Source organism: Nitrosovibrio sp. Nv17 (assembly GCF_900119085.1).
Taxonomy (GTDB): domain Bacteria; phylum Pseudomonadota; class Gammaproteobacteria; order Burkholderiales; family Nitrosomonadaceae; genus Nitrosospira.
Genome location: NZ_FPIQ01000008.1, coordinates 47,015 through 65,358, shown reverse-complemented (window position 1 = coordinate 65,358; position 18,344 = coordinate 47,015). Strand labels below are relative to the sequence as shown.

The 18,344-nt window shown below is 62.6% G+C and carries 17 protein-coding genes; 4 read left to right on the top strand and 13 right to left on the bottom strand.

Annotated elements, in window-relative coordinates:
* Positions 1 to 62: 62 nt before the first annotated feature.
* The 4 genes from hemE to hemJ all read right to left on the bottom strand — a co-directional run bounded on the left by hemE (position 63) and on the right by hemJ (position 3,994).
* Complete coding sequence (gene hemE, locus BT108_RS06520) at positions 63 to 1,130, bottom strand: uroporphyrinogen decarboxylase (protein WP_072293768.1); 1,068 nt, start codon at positions 1,128 to 1,130, stop codon at positions 63 to 65.
* A gap of 140 nt (positions 1,131 to 1,270) precedes the next feature.
* Positions 1,271 to 2,392, bottom strand: coding sequence for a deoxyguanosinetriphosphate triphosphohydrolase (locus BT108_RS06515; protein WP_072293732.1), 1,122 nt, complete (start codon positions 2,390 to 2,392; stop codon positions 1,271 to 1,273).
* Complete coding sequence (gene aroB, locus BT108_RS06510; protein WP_072293731.1) at positions 2,385 to 3,485, bottom strand: 3-dehydroquinate synthase; 1,101 nt, start codon at positions 3,483 to 3,485, stop codon at positions 2,385 to 2,387. The genes BT108_RS06515 and aroB overlap by 8 nt, the downstream gene beginning before the upstream one ends.
* Positions 3,486 to 3,580: 95 nt before the next feature.
* Entirely contained in the window at positions 3,581 to 3,994 is a 414-nt protein-coding gene (gene hemJ, locus BT108_RS06505; RefSeq protein WP_072293730.1) for a protoporphyrinogen oxidase HemJ, read from the bottom strand.
* 146 nt (positions 3,995 to 4,140) lie between these two features.
* Here hemJ and BT108_RS06500 point away from each other — a divergent pair, with 146 nt between their 5' ends.
* Positions 4,141 to 4,548 (top strand): DUF488 domain-containing protein, encoded by a 408-nt coding sequence (locus BT108_RS06500; protein WP_255369642.1) that lies wholly within the window; start codon positions 4,141 to 4,143, stop codon positions 4,546 to 4,548.
* Between the two features lie 26 nt (positions 4,549 to 4,574).
* On the opposite strand, the gene BT108_RS06495 is transcribed toward BT108_RS06500, so the two are convergent.
* The 9 genes from BT108_RS06495 to BT108_RS06455 form a co-directional block, all read right to left on the bottom strand.
* Positions 4,575 to 5,135 (bottom strand): NifU family protein, encoded by a 561-nt coding sequence (locus BT108_RS06495; RefSeq protein ID WP_072293728.1) that lies wholly within the window; start codon positions 5,133 to 5,135, stop codon positions 4,575 to 4,577.
* Between the two features lie 27 nt (positions 5,136 to 5,162).
* Positions 5,163 to 5,645, bottom strand: coding sequence for a Fe-S cluster assembly sulfur transfer protein SufU (gene sufU, locus BT108_RS06490; RefSeq protein ID WP_072293727.1), 483 nt, complete (start codon positions 5,643 to 5,645; stop codon positions 5,163 to 5,165).
* Positions 5,642 to 6,904: a cysteine desulfurase gene (locus BT108_RS06485; protein ID WP_072293726.1), complete on the bottom strand. Its 1,263-nt coding sequence runs from the start codon at positions 6,902 to 6,904 to the stop codon at positions 5,642 to 5,644. The genes sufU and BT108_RS06485 overlap by 4 nt, the downstream gene beginning before the upstream one ends.
* A 3-nt stretch (positions 6,905 to 6,907) precedes the next feature.
* Positions 6,908 to 8,218 carry a Fe-S cluster assembly protein SufD gene (sufD, locus tag BT108_RS06480; protein ID WP_072293725.1) on the bottom strand — a complete coding sequence of 437 codons (1,311 nt, stop codon included), beginning with the start codon at positions 8,216 to 8,218 and terminating at the stop codon, positions 6,908 to 6,910.
* Positions 8,219 to 8,220: 2 nt separating this feature from the next.
* Positions 8,221 to 9,009, bottom strand: coding sequence for a Fe-S cluster assembly ATPase SufC (sufC, locus tag BT108_RS06475; RefSeq protein ID WP_072293724.1), 789 nt, complete (start codon positions 9,007 to 9,009; stop codon positions 8,221 to 8,223).
* The gene (sufB, locus tag BT108_RS06470) at positions 9,006 to 10,442 is read right to left on the bottom strand and encodes a Fe-S cluster assembly protein SufB (RefSeq protein WP_072293723.1); all 1,437 of its coding nucleotides are present in this window, start codon (positions 10,440 to 10,442) and stop codon (positions 9,006 to 9,008) included. Before sufB ends, sufC begins: the two co-directional genes overlap by 4 nt.
* A gap of 88 nt (positions 10,443 to 10,530) precedes the next feature.
* Complete coding sequence (locus tag BT108_RS06465) at positions 10,531 to 10,872, bottom strand: HesB/IscA family protein (protein WP_072293722.1); 342 nt, start codon at positions 10,870 to 10,872, stop codon at positions 10,531 to 10,533.
* A 69-nt stretch (positions 10,873 to 10,941) separates the two neighbouring features.
* Positions 10,942 to 11,454 (bottom strand): Rrf2 family transcriptional regulator, encoded by a 513-nt coding sequence (locus tag BT108_RS06460; RefSeq protein ID WP_072293721.1) that lies wholly within the window; start codon positions 11,452 to 11,454, stop codon positions 10,942 to 10,944.
* 235 nt (positions 11,455 to 11,689) lie between these two features.
* The gene (locus BT108_RS06455) at positions 11,690 to 12,310 is read right to left on the bottom strand and encodes a TetR family transcriptional regulator (RefSeq protein ID WP_072293720.1); all 621 of its coding nucleotides are present in this window, start codon (positions 12,308 to 12,310) and stop codon (positions 11,690 to 11,692) included.
* Between the two features lie 223 nt (positions 12,311 to 12,533).
* Between BT108_RS06455 and BT108_RS06450 the strand changes: the two genes are divergently transcribed.
* From BT108_RS06450 to BT108_RS06440, 3 genes are read left to right on the top strand one after another with little or no spacing between them, the layout of a single operon-like run.
* The gene (locus tag BT108_RS06450; RefSeq protein ID WP_369816957.1) at positions 12,534 to 13,658 is read left to right on the top strand and encodes an efflux RND transporter periplasmic adaptor subunit; all 1,125 of its coding nucleotides are present in this window, start codon (positions 12,534 to 12,536) and stop codon (positions 13,656 to 13,658) included.
* A 10-nt stretch (positions 13,659 to 13,668) separates the two neighbouring features.
* Positions 13,669 to 16,785: an efflux RND transporter permease subunit gene (locus BT108_RS06445; RefSeq protein ID WP_072293718.1), complete on the top strand. Its 3,117-nt coding sequence runs from the start codon at positions 13,669 to 13,671 to the stop codon at positions 16,783 to 16,785.
* The gene (locus tag BT108_RS06440) at positions 16,782 to 18,245 is read left to right on the top strand and encodes an efflux transporter outer membrane subunit (RefSeq protein ID WP_083566263.1); all 1,464 of its coding nucleotides are present in this window, start codon (positions 16,782 to 16,784) and stop codon (positions 18,243 to 18,245) included. The genes BT108_RS06445 and BT108_RS06440 overlap by 4 nt, the downstream gene beginning before the upstream one ends.
* Positions 18,246 to 18,344 lie beyond the last annotated feature (99 nt).

The following is an 18,344-nucleotide window of genomic DNA, read 5'->3' as shown; positions in this document are numbered from 1 at the left end:
GTCGAACTATCGTTTTCCCGAAACTCGCTGTAGCTAGTGTATACTTATTGCACCGGGAAAGACTAGTGCTCCTGCCGTTTACGGCTAAGATCGTGAACGGATTCCACCAGTATCCGCGCATGTTCCGGCGGGGTGAACTGCGAGATGCCGTGCCCGAGGTTGAACACATGCCCGCTGCCGTCGCCATAGGCGGCAAGTATCCTTTTCACCTCGGCGACGATGACCTCCGGCGTGGAGAACAGTACCGCGGGATCGAGATTGCCCTGCAGCGCCACCTTGCCGCCGGCGCGCCGGCGCGCCTCGCCGATATCCACGGTCCAGTCCAGCCCCACCGCATCGCAGCCGCTGTCAGCGATGTGCTCCAGCCATAGCCCGCCACCCTTGGTGAATACCACGCTGGGAATACGTTCCTTCCCCCGCTCGCGCTCGAGCCCGGCAAGAATCTGGCTGATGTAGTGCAGGGAAAATTCGCGGTAGGCGGCATGCGACAGCACCCCCCCCCATGTGTCGAATATCATGACCACCTGGGCGCCGGATGCGATCTGGGCATTCAGATAGGCGGTCACAGCCCGGGCGTTGACATCGAGGATGCGATGCAACAGATCCGGTCGACGGTACAGCAGGGTCTTGATCTGGCGAAAATCGGTGCCGCCGCATCCCTCCACCATGTAGCAGGCCAGCGTGAACGGGCTGCCGGAGAACCCGATCAGCGGAACGCGGTTGTCCAGCGCCTGCCGGATCTGCGTCACGGCATCCATCACGTATCGCAGATGCACCGCCGGATCCGGTACCGCGAGAGCCAGAATGTCACGCTCCTCGCGTAATGGCCGTTCGAATTTCGGTCCCTCCCCATCGGAGAAATACAGCCCCAGTCCCATCGCATCAGGTATGGTCAGGATGTCGGAAAACAGGATCGCCGCATCCAGTGGGAACCGCTCCAGGGGCTGGAGCGTCACCTCGGTTGCAAAGGCGGGGTTCTTGCACAATGCCAGAAAATTCCCGGCGCGCGCCCGGGTCTGATTGTATTCTGGCAGGTAGCGACCCGCCTGACGCATGAGCCATACGGGAGTATACTCGACGGGCTGCCGCAGCAGGGCTCGCAACAAGGTATCATTCTTCGGTCGTGTCATGGGCGATGGTGTGACAGTGCAGCCGTGCTCCACGGAAATCTCCCGCAGCGGCTGCAACCGCGTTATTTTTCATGGAAGCGCGATCTTACCAGCGATCGCCGGCGGGGTACATCGGAGGAACGGAATCAGGGGAGCGGACGTCAGACTTCATCTATGGAGAACAGTCTCCGATATTCCCGGATGGCATACCTATCGGTCATGCCCGCCACATAGTCGGCGATGACCTGCGGGCCGTCTTGTGAATGCTTTTCCTGGTACACGGGAGGCAGCAAGCGGATATCGTCGTGAAAGGCATCGAACAGTCTGGCGACGACATGGCGCGCCTTGGCACTCATGCGGGCGACACGGTAGTGCCGGTAGAGATTGTTGCGCAGAAATGTCTTCAACTCCTGCTGCTCGCGTCGCACCGCCTCGCTGAAATCGATCAGAGGCTTTGCCTTCCTCACCTCCGACACATCGTGCGGACGCGCCGCCTCAATGTTGGCCGTGCTCTGCCGGATCAGGTCGGTCACCAGCGTATCGATCATGCGCCGTACCGTTTCATGTATCAGGCGCCGGCCCGCGATACCGGGATACTCCTTTCTGGCCATGGCCAGATGTCGCGAGAACAGGCCGATCTGCTCCAGTTGCGCCTGCGTGATCAGCCCTTCGCGCAGGCCGTCGTCGACGTCGTGATTGTTATAGGCGATCTCGTCGGCGAGGTTGGCGAGCTGCGCTTCCAGGGAAGGCTGACGATTCGCCAGGAAGCGCTCGCCGACATCACCCAGCCTGCGGGCGTGCTTCCGGGCACAGTGCTTGAGGATGCCTTCACGCGTCTCGAAGCACAGGTTCAAGCCATCGAACGCTCCGTAGCGTTCTTCCAGCACGTCCACAACCCGCAGCGACTGAAGGTTGTGCTCGAAGCCACCATGCGCCTTCATGCGGCTGTTCAGCGCATCCTGCCCCGCATGGCCGAACGGGGTATGCCCCAGGTCGTGCGCCAGGGCGATGGCCTCGACCAGATCCTCGTTCAGACGCAGGTTCCGGGCGATGGAACGACCGATCTGCGCAACTTCCAGGCTATGCGTGAGGCGGGTGCGGAACAGATCCCCCTCGTGGTTGACGAAGACCTGGGTCTTGTACTCGAGCCGGCGGAAGGCGGTGGAGTGAATGATGCGATCGCGGTCACGCTGGAACTCGGTACGGCTGGCGGGCGGCCGCTCGGGAATGCGGCGCCCGCGCGAATTTTCCGGAGAGATCGCATAGGGCGCAAGTTCATGCATGCGACGTGCACTCCCGCAGCATCCCGGAAAGCACGTCGGCAGGCACGTCGGCATGCACCCTCGCCTCGCCGATCCGGCGCAGCAGCACGAAACGCACCCTTCCGTCCGCCACTTTCTTGTCCAGTCCCATCAGGTCCAGATATTTCTCGACTCCCACATCCGGCGCAGCTACCGGCAGGCCGGCGCGCGCATAGAGAGCGCGAATACGGGCCACGCCGGCCTGATCGAGCATGCCCAGGCGCCGCGACAGCTCTGCTGCCAGCACCGTGCCCGCCGCCACTGCTTCGCCGTGCAGCCACGTCCCATAGCCCAGCGCGTGCTCGATGGCGTGGCCGAAGGTGTGCCCCAGATTCAGCAAGGCGCGCACGCCGCTCTCGCGTTCGTCCGCCGCCACCACTGCCGCCTTGTTCTCGCAACTGCGACGTATCGCCTCGGTCAGCGCATCGGGATCGCGTGCCAGCAGCCCGTCCACGTTGCGCTCGATCCAGTCGAGGAAGCCGGGATCCCGGATCAGGCCATATTTGATGACCTCCGCCAGTCCCGCGCGCAGTTCCCGGTCGGGCAGTGTATCCAGCGTCGCACTGTCGGCGACGACCACTCTAGGCTGGTAGAAGGCGCCGATCATGTTTTTGCCGAGTGCATGGTTGATGCCGGTCTTGCCGCCTACCGAGGAGTCGACCTGCGCCAGCAGCGTGGTCGGAAGCTGAATGAAGGGAACGCCCCTCAGGAACGAGGCTGCAGCAAATCCGGCCAGATCGCCGACCACCCCGCCACCGAGTGCGATGACCGAAGTATGGCGTTCGCAGCGATTATGCAGCAGCGCATCGAAGATGAGGTTGAGCGTTTCCCAGCTCTTGTAGACTTCGCCGTCTGGCAGGATGATGGGCACGGTCGTCACACCATGGTGCGACAGTGCCTGACGCAGCGCATCCAGATAGAGCGGCGCTACCGTGGTGTTGGTCACGATCGCCGCCCGCATCTGCGGCAAGTGCTGCAGCACCAGTTCCGCCCGCGCCAGGATGCCGCTGCCGATGTGAATCGGATAGCCGCGCGCGTCGGTGGAGCAGGCCAAGTCGACCCTGAGGGTTTGCATGTCTCTCATGCGGATTTCACCGGACAATGGAAATCGTCATGGGTGCCGGTACCGGGCGGAAAGATGGATGAGATGCATACTGCGCCCACGCATCGTCAGAAAGGCTTGACCACGACCAGGATCACAATCGCGATCAGGATGGCCACGGGAATCTCGTTGAACCAGCGATAGTACACGTGAGTGTGGCGATTGCGGTCATGCCTGAAATCCGCCAGCAGCCTGCCGCAGTGAACGTGATACGCGATCAGCACGACAACCAGCGCAAGCTTGGCATGCAGCCATCCTCCGGAAATGCCATGACCGAGCCACAGCCACAGGCCGAACACTATCGTCAGCACTGCACCCGGCGTCATGATGCCATAATACAGCTTGCGCTCCATCACCTTGAAGCGCTCGAGGCTGGGCGCATCCTCGCTCATCGCGTGGTAGACGAACAGCCTTGGCAGGTAGAACAGACCGGCGAACCAGGTCACCATGAAAATGATGTGCAGCGACTTTACCCAGAGCATGGAGCCATCCTGAATTGGACCGGAGAGGGCAGGTTGCCATGATACTACAGCGATACGTGCGTATCTCACCGGACAGCGGCGGCTCCAGTCGCTGCTTCCGGGAACGGGTGCACGCGGCGATGGTCTGACTCTGCAGGGATGGATGAATGCACCCGCATCCTGATGAAACCGGACGGCGTCCAGTGATGAAGCTCGAACTCAAACGCGCCTACGATTCGCCTGCCGCATCCGACGGGATGCGCGTACTTGTCGATCGCCTGTGGCCCCGCGGCCTGTCGAAGGCCACCGGCCGGATCGATGTCTGGGCCAAGGATATTGCGCCTTCCGCCGATCTGCGTCGCTGGTACGGGCACGAACCGGAAAAATGGCCTGAATTCCGGCGCCGCTACCAGGAGGAACTCAAGGCCAATGCGAGCGCGCTAACGGAGCTCGCCGCCCGGGTGGCGGATTCCGGAGCCGATACCATCACTCTGCTCTTCGGCGCAAAGGATGCCACCCGCAACAATGCCGTGGTACTGAAGGAGTATCTGCACACGCAGTTGCGGAGCCGGTAGCAGGCAAGGGCTGACGCATCTCTCTGTCAGACGGCAACGACCTCCAGATCGGGCTCTATGGAGCGCAACATGTTCTGGATACCTCGCAGCGTACCGGAAATGGAACTTGGACAGGTGCCACAGGCGCCCTGGTAGTGTACGCTGAGGCGGTTGCCCTCGAGTCCCAGCACGTGCAGATCGCCGCCGTCGTTCTGCAGGTAGGGACGAATCTCCTCGTCGAGCAGCGCATTGATCGTCTCGAGGCGCTGCTGATCCTCCAAACTCAGACCGGCGATGGCCTCTGCGGCAGCCGCCACCCTGGTCGCGGACTGCGAGACCGCCGCCGGCGCGGCGCGGATCGGATCGGCCACCTCGCGTGCCAGATCCTGCCAGTCGGCGCCCCCGTCCTGGGTGATCGTGATCCACCGGTCGACATAGAATACGTTGATCACGTGATCGATGTCGAACAGCGCCGCCGCCAGCGGATCATCCCTGGCCTGCTCGGGATTGTCGTAGGAGCGCGTCACGCCCCAGGTCAGGGGCTCCTTTAGAATGAACTTCAGTGCGTTGCGGTTTGGTGTGCTTTCTATTTCGGCGATCCTGGGCATGTCGTCCTCCGTTCTTGCTTCGCGATCCTAGGCGTCCCCAATGGTGACGTGCATCGGATCCTCCTCGGCCTCCGTCGATGCGGTGGCCACCGAATCGAGTGCCGCCTGCAGCGTATGCCACGGCAGAATGGCGCATTTGACGCGCGTGGGCAGGTCGCGTACCCCGGCGAACACCGTCAGCCGGCCCAGGTGATGCGGGCCTCCGGGATTCAGCGTACCGACGGCCATCTCGCGAAATTCGCGAATCAGCGTCTCCGCATCGCTGCACGCCTTGCCCTTTACCGCGGTGGTCATCATCGAGGCCGATGCCTTGCAGATCGCGCAGGATTCGCCCTGGAAGGCAATCTCGTGGATATGCCCCGCCTCGATCCTGAGACCGATGTCGAGATGGTCGCCGCACAGCGGATTATGGCCGACGGCCTGGTGCGTGGCGTTGCCGAGCGTGCCGTAGTTGCGTGGCTTCCTGTTGTGGTCGAGGATGACTTCCTGGTAGAGCGACTTGGTGATCATGGGACAAAGATCTCCCTGACCGCGCGCAGGCTTTCGATGAACGAATCCACCTCTGCGATCGTGTTGTAGAACGCGAACGAGGCGCGCGTCGTCGCCGGTACCCGGAAGCGCGCCATCACCGGCTGCACGCAATGATGGCCGGTGCGTACCGCCACCCCTTCCTGGTTCAGCAGGGTACCGATGTCGTGCGGGTGCACGCCTTCGACTTCGAATGACAGTACCGCGGTCTTGGCTGCAGCGGTGCCAATGATGCGCACGCCCGGCACGTGCCCGATCCGCGCCGTCGCATGCGCCAGCAGGCTGGATTCGTGGGTGGCGATTGACTCCATGCCGACTCCCAGCAGATAGTCCACCGCAGCGCCGAGCCCGATCGCGGCCGCGATCGGGGGGGTTCCCGCCTCGAACTTGTGCGGCAGGGTATTGTAGGTGGTCTTCTCGAACGTCACCGACAGGATCATGTCCCCCCCGCCCCGGTACGGCTGCATGCGCTCCAGCAACTCGGCCTTCCCGTAGAGGATGCCGATGCCGGTCGGGCCGCACATCTTGTGTCCCGAAAAGGTGTAGAAGTCGCAGTCCAGATCCTGCACGTCGACGTTCATGTGCGGCGCGCCCTGCGCGCCATCCACCAGCACCGGTACGCCATGCGCATGCGCGTACGCAACCATCGACTTGATCGGATTGATGGTGCCGAGCGCATTCGACACGTGCAGCACGCCGACGAGACGAGTGCGTTCGCTGAACAACGCCTCGTACTGGTCGACCAGCAGCTCTCCCGCATCGTTGACAGGCACTACCCGAATGCGGGCGCCCTTTTCCTCCGCCAGCATCTGCCAGGGAACGATGTTCGAATGATGCTCGAGCGTGGTCAGGATGATCTCGTCGCCCGCTCCGATGAACCTGCGACCGTAACCGTGCATCACCAGATTGATGGCGTCGGTGGTACCGCTCGTGAAGATGATCTCGCGCGCCTCGCGCGCATGGATGAAGCGCTGCAGCTTGCAGCGCGCCTCCTCGTATTCCGCCGTCGCCGTTTCCGACAGATAATGTACGCCGCGATTGACATTGGCATGCTGAGTAGTCTGGTAGCGCACCAGGCGGTCGATGACGGGCTGCGGCATCTGGCTGGATGCGGCATTGTCGAAATAGATCAGGGGTCTGCCATTGACCTTCAGATCGAGGATCGGGAAATCGCCACGGATTCTCGCGACGTCGAATTCCCGTGTGAGGGGCGATTCCAGACCGGGTTCCATGAGCTGCATGATTCAGCTTCTCTGCGTGTGATCGAGCACCGTGCGTTCGAGCCGATGCTTCAGCGAGGCAACCGGGATGCGGTCGATGATCTCGGCACCAAATGCATAGGTCAGCAGGTTGCGCGCCGCCGTTTCGGTCAGTCCACGGCTCTTCAGGTAGAACACTTCCTCACTGTCCAGCTGCCCTACCGTGGCCCCGTGCGCGCACTTGACGTCGTCTGCAAAGATCTCCAGTTGGGGCTTGGTATCGACGCGCGCCCTGGCGCCCAGCAGCAGATTCCGGCTCGACTGCGAGGAATCGGTGTGCTGCGCGCCCGTACGAACCATGATCTTGCCGTTGAATACCGCATGCGCGGTATCATCGACGATGCACTTGTGCGACTGCCTGCTCGTCCCATGCGGCATGGCATGGTCGATGCACGTGTGCGTATCGGCCAGCTGCCGGCCCGTGATCAGCGCCAGTCCGTCGAGGGTGCATTCCGCACCTTCCGCCGCAAGCAACGTATCCAGATTGTAGCGCGAAATGCGTGCGCCCAGCGCGATGGCCACCGATCGGTAACGGCTCTCGCGGGCAAGCGACACCGCGCACCTGCCGAGATGGAACGCTTCGATCCCATCGCGCTGGATGCGGACGTGGTCGATCCGGGCATGATCGGCCAACACGATTTCGGTGACCGCGTTGTTGACATAGGCTTCCTGCTGCAGGGTGACGTAGTCCTCGATGACCATTGCCTCGCTGCCCGCTTCGGCGATCACCAGGCAGCGCGGGTGGCTGGCCGCTGCCTTCTGCGAGGCAATGAACAGGAGATGGATCGGCGAGCGGATGGCTGCGCCCCGCGGCAGGAAAACCAGCGCCCCATCATGCATGAATGCAGTATTGACGGCAGTGAACACGTCGTCCTGGAATCGCGCATGACGCGCCAGGTGCGGTTTGACCATCGTGGCGTGTGCAACGACCGCTTCCGACAGATTCGCGACCACCGGGCCGGTCCCGACTTTCTCCGGCCGGCGGGACAGTGCGGGCGCGTAGACGCCGTCGACAAACACGAGCCGTATCGCCGCCTCCTTCAGGTGGAAGCGCCCGACGTCTGCAGCATCCAGGGCAGATCCTGCGGATACCGGCTGGAACGACAGTCCGAGCAGCGGCGAAATATCGGTGAAACGCCATTCCTCATCACGCGTGGTCGGCACCTTCAGCGCGCTTGCACGCTCGACCGCATCGGCCCGCAACTGATTGAACCACGCGAGCGGACTCGACGGCGGTCGCGGCTGGCCCTGCAACAGACTTTCCAGGTAACCGCCGGCAACTGTCACGGTACCCATGCTCAAACCCCGGCCGCGGCGCGGCGTTCGCCACTGACCCAGTCGTAGCCCCGTGTCTCGAGTTCCAATGCCAGGCTCTTTTCACCCGTCTTGACGATGCGCCCGGATTCCATGACATGAACATAATCAGGGACGATGTGGTTGAGCATCCTCTGGTAGTGCGTCACCAGAATGATCGCGTTATCCCGGTTTGCCAGCCGGTTCACCCCCTGGGTGACGATCCTGAGCGCGTCGATATCCAGGCCGGAATCGGTCTCGTCCAGGATGGCCAGTCGCGGCTCGAGCAACGCCATCTGCAGGATTTCATTGCGCTTCTTCTCTCCGCCGGAGAATCCTTCATTGACGCCCCGATCGAGAAAATCGGGATTCATTTCGAGCAGCTTCATCTTGTCGCGCACGAAATCCTCGAATTCGAGCGGATCGAGTTCCTCCTCGCCGCGCTGCGCCCGCAGGGTATTGTAGGCCAGGCGCAGGAAATGGCTGTTGGCCACGCCGGGTATCTCGATCGGATACTGGAATGCGAGAAACACACCCGCGCGAGCACGCGCTTCGGGCTCGAGATCGAGCAGATTGCCTCCTTCGAACACCACCGACCCCCCCGTGACCCGGTAGGCCTCGTGACCGGCGAGAACCTTCGCCAGGGTGCTCTTGCCCGAGCCGTTGGTCCCCATGATGGCATGGATTTCACCGCGCCTGACCGTCAGGTCGATGCCCTTGAGGATCTCGATGTCATTGACGGTCGCCCGCAGTCCGTGCACCTCGAGCACTATGTCGCTGTCCGCACGGATCATCCTACGCTCCCCTCGAGCTTGAAGCCGAGCAGCTTGGTCGCCTCGACCGCAAACTCCATCGGCAGCTGCTGGAACACATCCTTGCAGAAGCCGTTGATGATCATCGATACTGCCTCTTCATTGCCGATGCCGCGCTGCGCGAAATAGAACAGCTGATCCTCGCCGATCTTGGAGGTCGACGCCTCATGCTCGACCTTGGCAGTGTGGTTGCGCACCTGGATGTAGGGAAAGGTATTGGCGCTGCACGCATCCCCCACCAGCATCGAATCGCACTGCGAATAGTTGCGCGCCCCGGCAGCGGTCGGTGCGACCCGGACGAGCCCACGATAGCTGTTGTGCGAATGGCCGGCGGAAATGCCCTTGCTGACGATGGTACTGCGCGTGTTGCGTCCCAGATGCACCATCTTGGTACCCGTGTCCGCCTGCTGGTGGTGATTGGTGACCGCCACGGAATAGAATTCTCCGACCGAGTTCTCTCCCAGCAACACGCAGGAGGGATATTTCCAGGTGATCGCCGAGCCCGTTTCCACCTGAGTCCAGGAAATGCGCGAATTGACGCCCTTGGCAAGGCCGCGCTTGGTCACAAAATTGTAGATGCCGCCGACGCCGTTCTCGTCACCCGCATACCAGTTCTGCACCGTCGAGTACTTGATGTCGGCATCATTCAAGGCCACCAGTTCGACGACTGCCGCGTGCAGCTGGTTGGTATCGAAGCGGGGAGCGGTGCAACCTTCCAGATAGGAGACCGATGCTCCCTCCTCGGCAATGATGAGCGTACGCTCGAACTGCCCGGATTCCTCGGTGTTGATGCGGAAATAGGTCGACAGATCCATCGGGCACCTGACCCCCTTGGGAATGAAGCAGAACGTGCCGTCGGTGAATACCGCGGAATTGAGCGCCGCGTAATAGTTGTCGCCCACCGGCACCACGGTGCCGAGATACTGCCGCACCAGATCCGGATGCATGTGGACTGCCTCAGAAATCGAGCAGAAGATGATGCCCACCTCGGCCAGTTTCTGCTTGTATGTCGTCGCCACCGACACGCTGTCGAAGATCACGTCCACGGCGACGCCGGCAAGTGCGGCGCGCTCGTGCATGGGCACGCCGAGCTTCTCGAAGGTGCGCAGCAGCTCGGGATCAACCTCATCCATGCTGTTCAGCTTTTTCCTGGGCTTGGGCGCAGAGTAATAGCTGATCGCCTGGAAATCGATCTCGGGATATCTGACGGTCGACCACTTCGGTTCCTCCATCCCGAGCCACTTGCGGTAAGCCCCGAGGCGGAATGCCAGCAGCCATTCCGGCTCGTTCTTCTTGGCCGAAATCAGCCTGATGGTTTCCTCGTTCAGCCCCTTGGGCGCGATGTCCGACTCGATGTCGGTGACGAACCCATGCTTGTAGGGCTGGTTGACCAAATTCTGTAGCACTGCACTCATTCGGTTGCTCCGCTGTGATTCATGCAACTTACTTTCAAGAAAGGCATCTCGTCCCGCCACGGCATGCGACGTAATCGCCGCCCGTCGACTAGGTGCCCGCAGACGCCTTCAGGCTGAAACTCTCGCCACAACCGCAGGTGCTGTCGACATTGGGATTCTCGAATCTGAAAGAATCGCTGAGTCCTTCCCTGACGAAATCGATACGCGACCCATCCAGCAATGGAAGGCTGGCGGAATCGACCACCACGCTGGCGTGATGGCATTCGAACACCCTGTCGTCCGCTCCTGGTTCGTCCGCATAGTCGAAGGTGTAGGCAAAGCCGGAACAGCCGACCTTTTTCACCCCCACGCGCAGGCCCACGCCCCTGCCGCGCCGGGCAAGCTGCTTCCGAATCTGCTTCGCTGCATTCTCCGTCAATGTTATCGCCATGGCCTCATCCCCATCATCGCGTCCGTCATATAGGAATGATGGAACTGTATCGGGCACATCCCCTCGCCGTCAGGCCGGGAGCGACCTGTGCTCCACCGACATGCCCCCCCGCTCGCGCCCGGGCATCGCTCCACGCATGTCGAGGATCGGCACCACACCGCCCTGCCGCGCCAGCCGCGCGCTCTGCTCGTCCACCAACTGCTTGAGCGTGATGGCGCCCAGGTGATCGAAGATCAGCTCATTGAGCTTGACCCACAGATCGTGCGTCATGCACTTCTTGTCGTTGAGGCAGTTCTCCTTGCCGTTGCACTGGGTGGAATCCATGGGCTCGTCGACCGCGAGGATGATCTCGGCGATCGATACCTGCGCCATGTCCCTGGCGAGACGATAGCCGCCGCCCGGCCCTCGCACGCTGTCAACCAGCGCGCGCTGCCGCAGCTTGGCGAACAGCTGTTCGAGATACGACAGCGAGATCTTCTGCCGCTCGCTGATCTCGGCGAGCGTCACGGGTACCGCCCCCTGCTGCAGCGCCAGATCCAGAAGAGCCGTCACCGCGAACCGTCCTTTGGTTGTCAGTCTCATGACAGATTCCTCTCTCGTGAATTCCATCAAAACAAAAATGCCTGGCAGTCAGGCAGGGTATTTTTCCCAATACATGACTGATTTAGTCAACTATAAGATACTTGATCGATTTGGTCAACTATATTTTACCCGGACTTTCATTCATGCGAAAAGCGGGAATACGGCGCAACCGGTTTGACAGCGAGGTCCAACCTGCAAACGCGGCATGACAATGCAGGGAGGCGGCGGATCTCTCTTATGCGCGTCGCCGAAGGCGCATGTGGGATCGGATCAGGTCGGTCGCCCGATGGCGAAACCAGACATTTTCGGTATCCTTCACCCACATGTGCAGCAGGCCGATGAAGAACAGGTGGGTGTCGGTTGCCAACTGCGAAGGATCATAGCCGGGCTGAAGCTGCCCGTGGCTCCTGGCCCGCTCGTAGGCCAGGGTCAGCTTGCCCTCAATGCCCGAGCAGGTGGACAGGATCTGCTGCAGCACCACGGCGAACTCGTCCACGTATTCGCACTTCATCATCATGATCTCGTACGTCTCGCGCGTCTCGACGCTGTCGACCAGGGTACGGACGATGTCGTACAGAAAGCTTTCGATGGACGCCAGCGGATCCCCGGCGCGCTCCACCAGCAGGGTATCGTCCATGCGATCGATCAGCGGCAGGAGCACCTGTTCGCGCATCGCCTGGAACAGCGCGATCTTGCTGCCGAAATGCCAATAGATCGCACCGCGCGTGACGCCTGCCTCGGAGGCGATGTGTTCCATCGTCGTCCGGCTGACCCCGCGCCTGAGAAAAGCCTCGCGTGCCGCCCGGATCAGATGCTGCCGGGTGAGTTCGGTATCTTCCTTGGTTTTTCTAGCCATTGATCAAATGACCATTTGCTCCGCAAAATCATGTGATATATAATTACATACAAACATGAATGTATGCAATCATATTCTGAGCAGCCCCCTGCGTTTCCCTTAATACTACCATGCTACCTTGTCGCCCTCAGGCCGGAAAAATGGAGCAACGATGCAAACCTTGAATTGTAATGGAAAAATCCCGGCGCTACGAGCCTCATGGGGACAACTGGCGGGCATGCTGATGGTGACTACGGCGCTGGGAGCCTGCAACAACAGCGGAGGAGCAGGCGATCAAGCCGCTCCTCCGGCCCTGCCCGTCAGCGTGATCGAGGTTCAGCCCACCCGTGTGCCGATCAGCGTGGAAGCCGTTGCCCAGACGGAGGGCGCCAAGGAGGTCGAGATCCGTCCCCGGGTCGGCGGCATCCTGCTCAAACGGCTTTACGAAGAAGGCACCGAAGTCAGGGCAGGGCAGCCCATGTTCAGGATCGATCCCGTTCCCTACGAGATCGCCCTGACCCAGGCGCGGGCACAGCTGGTGGAGCAAAAAGCCCGCATCGAACAAGCCAGGCGTGAGGAAAAGCGGCTGCACGACCTGCTCGGTACCCAGGCGATCAGCCAGCGCGAACACGATAACGCCGTCTCGGACCGCGCCATCATGGAAGCTGCCCTGCAGCAGGCCGAGGCGCGCGTGCGCGACGCCGAGCGCAACCTGTCCTATACCACCGTCACCGCTCCCGTGGATGGTGTCTCCGGCCGCTTCCAGTTTTCCGAAGGCGCCCTGGTGGAAGCCAACGAAAGCCTGCTGACGACCCTGGCACAGCTGTCACCCATCTGGGTGCGCTTCAGCCTTTCCGATCACGAGCTCGCGCAATTGGGCGGGCCGCTCACCGAGAAAGGGGTGCGGCAGGTCGTCCTGATCCTGCCGGACGGTACCGAATACGACAGGACAGGGGTGCTGAATTTCGCGGCCAGCCAGATCGATCCCACCCTGGGTACCCAGCAGCTGCGCGCCACCTTCGAGAATCCCGATCGCCGGCTCCTGCCGGGACAGTTCGTCCGTGCCCGGGTCGTCACCGGCGAGCGCGAGGGTGTCTTCCTCGTCCCCCAGGTGGCGGTGCAGACATCCGACCTGGGAAAGAGCGTCTACGTGGTCGGGGAAAACAATGAAGCCGCAGTGCGCCCGGTGGAAGCCGGCCATTGGATCGGCAAGGACTGGGTGATACTGGGCGGCCTGCGGCCCGGCGACAGGGTCATCGTCGACAATCTCATCAAGCTGCGTCCGGGGATGGCCGTATCGCCGCAGCCACACGCGGACCCATCCGCCGCACCCCCTCCGTCCGCACAGATCAGCGGCGATCGCGGCTGAGAATGACCCCATGACCCAGTTTTTCATCACACGGCCGATCTTTGCCTCGGTGCTGTCCATCGTCATCGTGCTGGCCGGTCTGGCCGCCGCGATGCAGTTGCCCATCGCCCAGTATCCGCAGATCGCGCCGCCCACCGTGCTCATCACCGCGACCTTCCCCGGTGCCAGCGCCGAGACCCTGGCGAAGACCGTCGCCGCGCCCATCGAGGAGCAGCTGAGCGGTGTCGACAATCTTCTGTATTTCAGTTCGAGCGCCGACTCCAGCGGCACGCTCACCATCACCGCCACCTTTGAAGTCGGCACCGACATCGATCAGGCCACCTTCAATACCAGCAACCGGGTCAACATCGCCCTGCCGCGCCTGCCGGACGAAGTCCGCCGCACCGGCCTGAAGATCGAGAAGCGCTCGAACGACATCCTCCTGGTATTCATGCTGATTTCGAAGGAAGCGGGAAAATACGATCCGCTGTTCCTGAGCAATTACGCCACGCTCAACATCGTGGATGAACTCAAGCGTACCAAGGGGGTCGGGGACGCCCTGGTCTTCGGCGGCCAGGACTATTCCATGCGCATCTGGCTGCGCCCCGACCGCATGGCGCAGCTGGGCGTGACCACGACCGAGATCGCCGCCGCCATCCGCGCTCAGAATGCCCAGTACGCCGCCGGCAAGATCGGCCAGGAACCCGCGCTCCCCGGCCAGCAGCTGACCTACACCGTCAACGCCAAGGGCAGGCTTCTCGAACCCGAACAGTTCGGCAACATCATCCTGCGCGCCGATGGTCCTCGCGGCGTCCTCCACCTCAAGGACGTCGCCCGCATCGAACTCGGCGCCCTGAGCTACGACGTGCGCACCACCCTGAACGGGCAGCCGGGCGCGGGCATTCCCATATTCCTGCAGCCCGGCGCGAATGCGCTCGATACCGCAAATGCTCTGATGGAAAAAATGGACGAGCTGAAGCAGTATTTTCCGGAGGGCATGGACTACGTCGTGCCCTACGACACCAGCAAGTTCGTGAAGGCCTCCATGTGGGAGGTCGTCAAGACCCTGGGCGAGGCCATGGTGCTCGTCATTCTCGTCGTCTACCTCTTCCTCCAGAGCTGGCGCGCCACCCTCATCCCCCTCATCGCCGTCCCCATCTCCCTCGTCGGGACCTTTGCCGGCCTGTGGCTCTTCGGCTTCTCCATCAATACCCTCACCCTTTTCGCCATGGTGCTCTCCATCGGCATCGTGGTCGACGACGCCATTGTCGTCCTCGAAAACATCGAGCGCCTCATGAGCGAGGAAAAACTCTCCCCCATGAAGGCCGCCATCAAATCCATGGACCAGGTCGCCAGCGCCGTCGTCGCCATCGTCCTGGTGCTGTGCGCCGTGTTCGTCCCCGTCGCCTTCATGGGCGGCATCGCCGGCGAACTCTACCGCCAGTTTGCCGTCACCGTCGCGGTCGCCGTCACCATCTCCGGCGTCGTCGCCCTTACCCTCACCCCGGCACTGTGTGCCATCCTGCTGCGCCACACCCACGGCGATTCCGCTTTCTTCCGCCGTTTCAACCACGCCTTCGCACGCCTCACCCGCTTTTATCTCCGCATGGTCGACACCACCCTGCACCACCGCATCATCGGCACCTGCGTCTTCGCCGGCATCATCCTCCTCGCCGCCTATCTCATCAGAACTGTTCCCGACAGCTTCGTCCCGGCAGAGGACCAAGGGTACGTGGTCGTTGCGACGATACTTCCGGATGGCGCCACCCTGGCCAGAACGACCGCAACGGCCGAAGCGGTACGTGCCGCGATCGCGGACGACCCGGCCGTCTCCTTCGAATTCGTGGTGAACGGCTTCGATCTCATCGGCGGCGGCAACAAGACCAGTTCGGCCACCACCTTCGTCGCCTTCAAGGACTGGTCGGAGCGCACCACCACGGCGGAGGACATCGTCAACAAGCTCTTCGGCATCGGCATGCAGCAGCCGGATGGCATCGCGCTCGCCTTCAACCCGCCCGCCATACGCGGGCTGGGCACGGCGGGCGGCTTCGAGGTCTACGTGCAGAGCCGCGGCAGCGCCGATCCTCACCAGCTGTCGGAGGTGGTGAACCACTTCATCGACGCACTCAACCGGGAACCCCGCCTCACCGGCATCGCCACCTTCTTCCGCCCCACCGTGCCACAGCTCTTCATCGAGGTCGACGAGGCCAAGGCGATCTCGCAGGGCGTGCCGATCACCGACCTCTACGCCACCCTGCAGAGCACCATGGGCTCCCTCTACGTCAACGATTTCAACAAGTCCGGCCGCACCTACCGCGTGCAACTGCAGGCGGAGCCCGAGTACCGCATGAAGCCCGAGGATCTTGGCAGAGTGTACGTACGCTCGGAATCGGGCAAAATGGTGCCCATGTCCGCACTGAGCAAGATCAGCACCGTCGTGGGTGCGGAGCAGCTGGAGCGGTACAATGGCCTGTTTGCCGCCAAGGTGATGGGAAACGGCGCGCCCGGCGTGAGTTCGGGGGAGGCGATCCAATTGGTGGAGGAAATCGCGGCGCAGAATCTGCCCGACAACTATCAGATCACCTGGACCGCCCAGGCCTTCCAGGAAAAACGTACCGGCTCCGCCGCCATCGTCGCCTTCAGCTTCGCCATCGTCATGGTATTCCTCATCCTCGCCGCGCAGTTCGAAACCTGGGCGCTCCCCCTCGCCGTCATCATGGCCGTCCCCTTCGCCCTTGCCGGTGCCCTGCTCGCCGTCCTCATCCGCGGCATGCCCAACGACATCTACTTCCAGGTCGGCCTCATCACCCTCATTGGCCTGGCCGCCAAGAACGCCATCCTCATCGTCGAGTTCGCCAGCCAGAAGATGAGGGAAGGCATGCCCGTGGCCCAGGCCGCCGCCGAGGCCGCCCGCCTGCGGTTCCGCCCCATCGTCATGACTTCCATGGCCTTCGTCCTGGGCATCGTCCCTCTGGTCATCGCCACCGGCGCCGGTGCCGCCGCGCGCCAGTCCATGGGAACCGGCGTCTTCGGCGGCATGCTGCTGGCAACCTTCGTCGCCACCGTCTTCATCCCGCTCTTCTTTACTTGGCTCAGCCGGGAACCTGCGCACCAACCCGTGACGCACGCCCCACAGGAGACAGCATGATGCATCCCCGTGTGAAGTGCCTCAAAAGGTCCGCCCTCTCGCTGTTGGGCGCCTGCCTGCTGGCCTCCTGCGCCATGGGACCGGACTACGTCAGGCCGCGCATCGAGACTGCCGACCGGTTCCGCATGGCGCAGTCGGAAGGCCGCTCCCTCGCGAATCTCTCCTGGTGGGAGCTGCTGCAGGATGAGACGCTGCAGCACCTCATCGACCAGGCCCTGCTGGAGAACCGCGACCTTCGGCAGGCGGTGGCCAGCGTCGAAGAACTGCAGGCGCGCCTCAACATCGCCCGCATGGACTTCGTGCCGAAGCTGGAAGCCAGCGTCAATGCACCCGTCGCCGGCTCTCTCGGCGGATTCGGCATCCGTGGCTTCCCCACTCCCTACAGCTACTACGGGCAGGCGACCCTGAACTGGGAACTGGATCTCTGGGGCCGGATCCGCCGCTCCAACGAAGCCGCCCGCGCCGACCTGATGGCGCGCGAGGAAAACCGCAGGGCGGTCGTGCTCACCCTGGTCAGCTCGGTGGCGCAATCCTACTTCGATCTCCTGCAGTTCGACATGCAAACGGATATCGCCCGCCGTGCCCTGGCCTCGTGGGAGGAGTCGGTCGCCATTTCCAGGGCGCAATTGCGCGGCGGCCTCATTTCCCGTCTGGATCTCGACCAGTTCGAGGCGGAACGCGCCAATGCCGCCACCCGGGTGGCGGAACTGGAACGGCTGCGGGTGCAGAAGGAAAACGAATTGAGCATGCTGCTCGGCAAGCAGCCGGTACCGATCATGCGTGTGACTTCACTGACGCAGCAGCGGGTACCCCTGGAGGTACCCGCCGGCCTGCCTGCCGAACTGCTGCAGCGTCGCCCCGACATCCTCCAGGCGGAGCAGGCGCTGGCAGCTGCCACCGCCAGGATCGGGGTGGCCCAGGCTGCGCGCTTTCCCAGGCTGACCCTCACCGGCTTCCTTGGCGCGGCCAGTCCGGCCCTGTCCAAGATACTGCTTTCCGGCAGCGAATTCGGAGTGGGCGGACTGGGACTGGCAGGCCCGCTGCTGAACGCGCAGAGCCTCGGCTTCGACCAGCGCGCCGCCGAGGCTCAGGCGCGCCAGGCGCTGGCACAGTACGAACAATCCATCCTGGTGGCATTCAGGGAAGTCGAGGATGCCCTCGTGGCCATCCGCACCGCCAACGACCAGGCGCAGGCACAGCAGACGCAGGTCGAGGCGCTGCGCTCGGCGCTCCATGTCGCCGATCTGCGCTACAAAGGGGGCATCACCAGTTATGTCGATGTACTTCTCGCCAAGCGCACCCTCTTCGATGCGGAATCCGCCCTCACCGCCACCCAGCGTCTCCATCTCGTCTCCGTGGTCCAGCTCTACAGGGCCCTCGGCGGTGGATGGGAAAACAATCCCTCGCCGCATCCTCCGGAATCCATGGTTGACCGTCCGACGGCAAACCCCGTACCATGACCCGTCACGGCATTCCGCTTGTCGCATGGGTTGTGCAGGACGAGCCGGGCAGAACTTCAGGGAGACTCGTGGCCTCTGCAATCCGCTTCCCCCGACGCA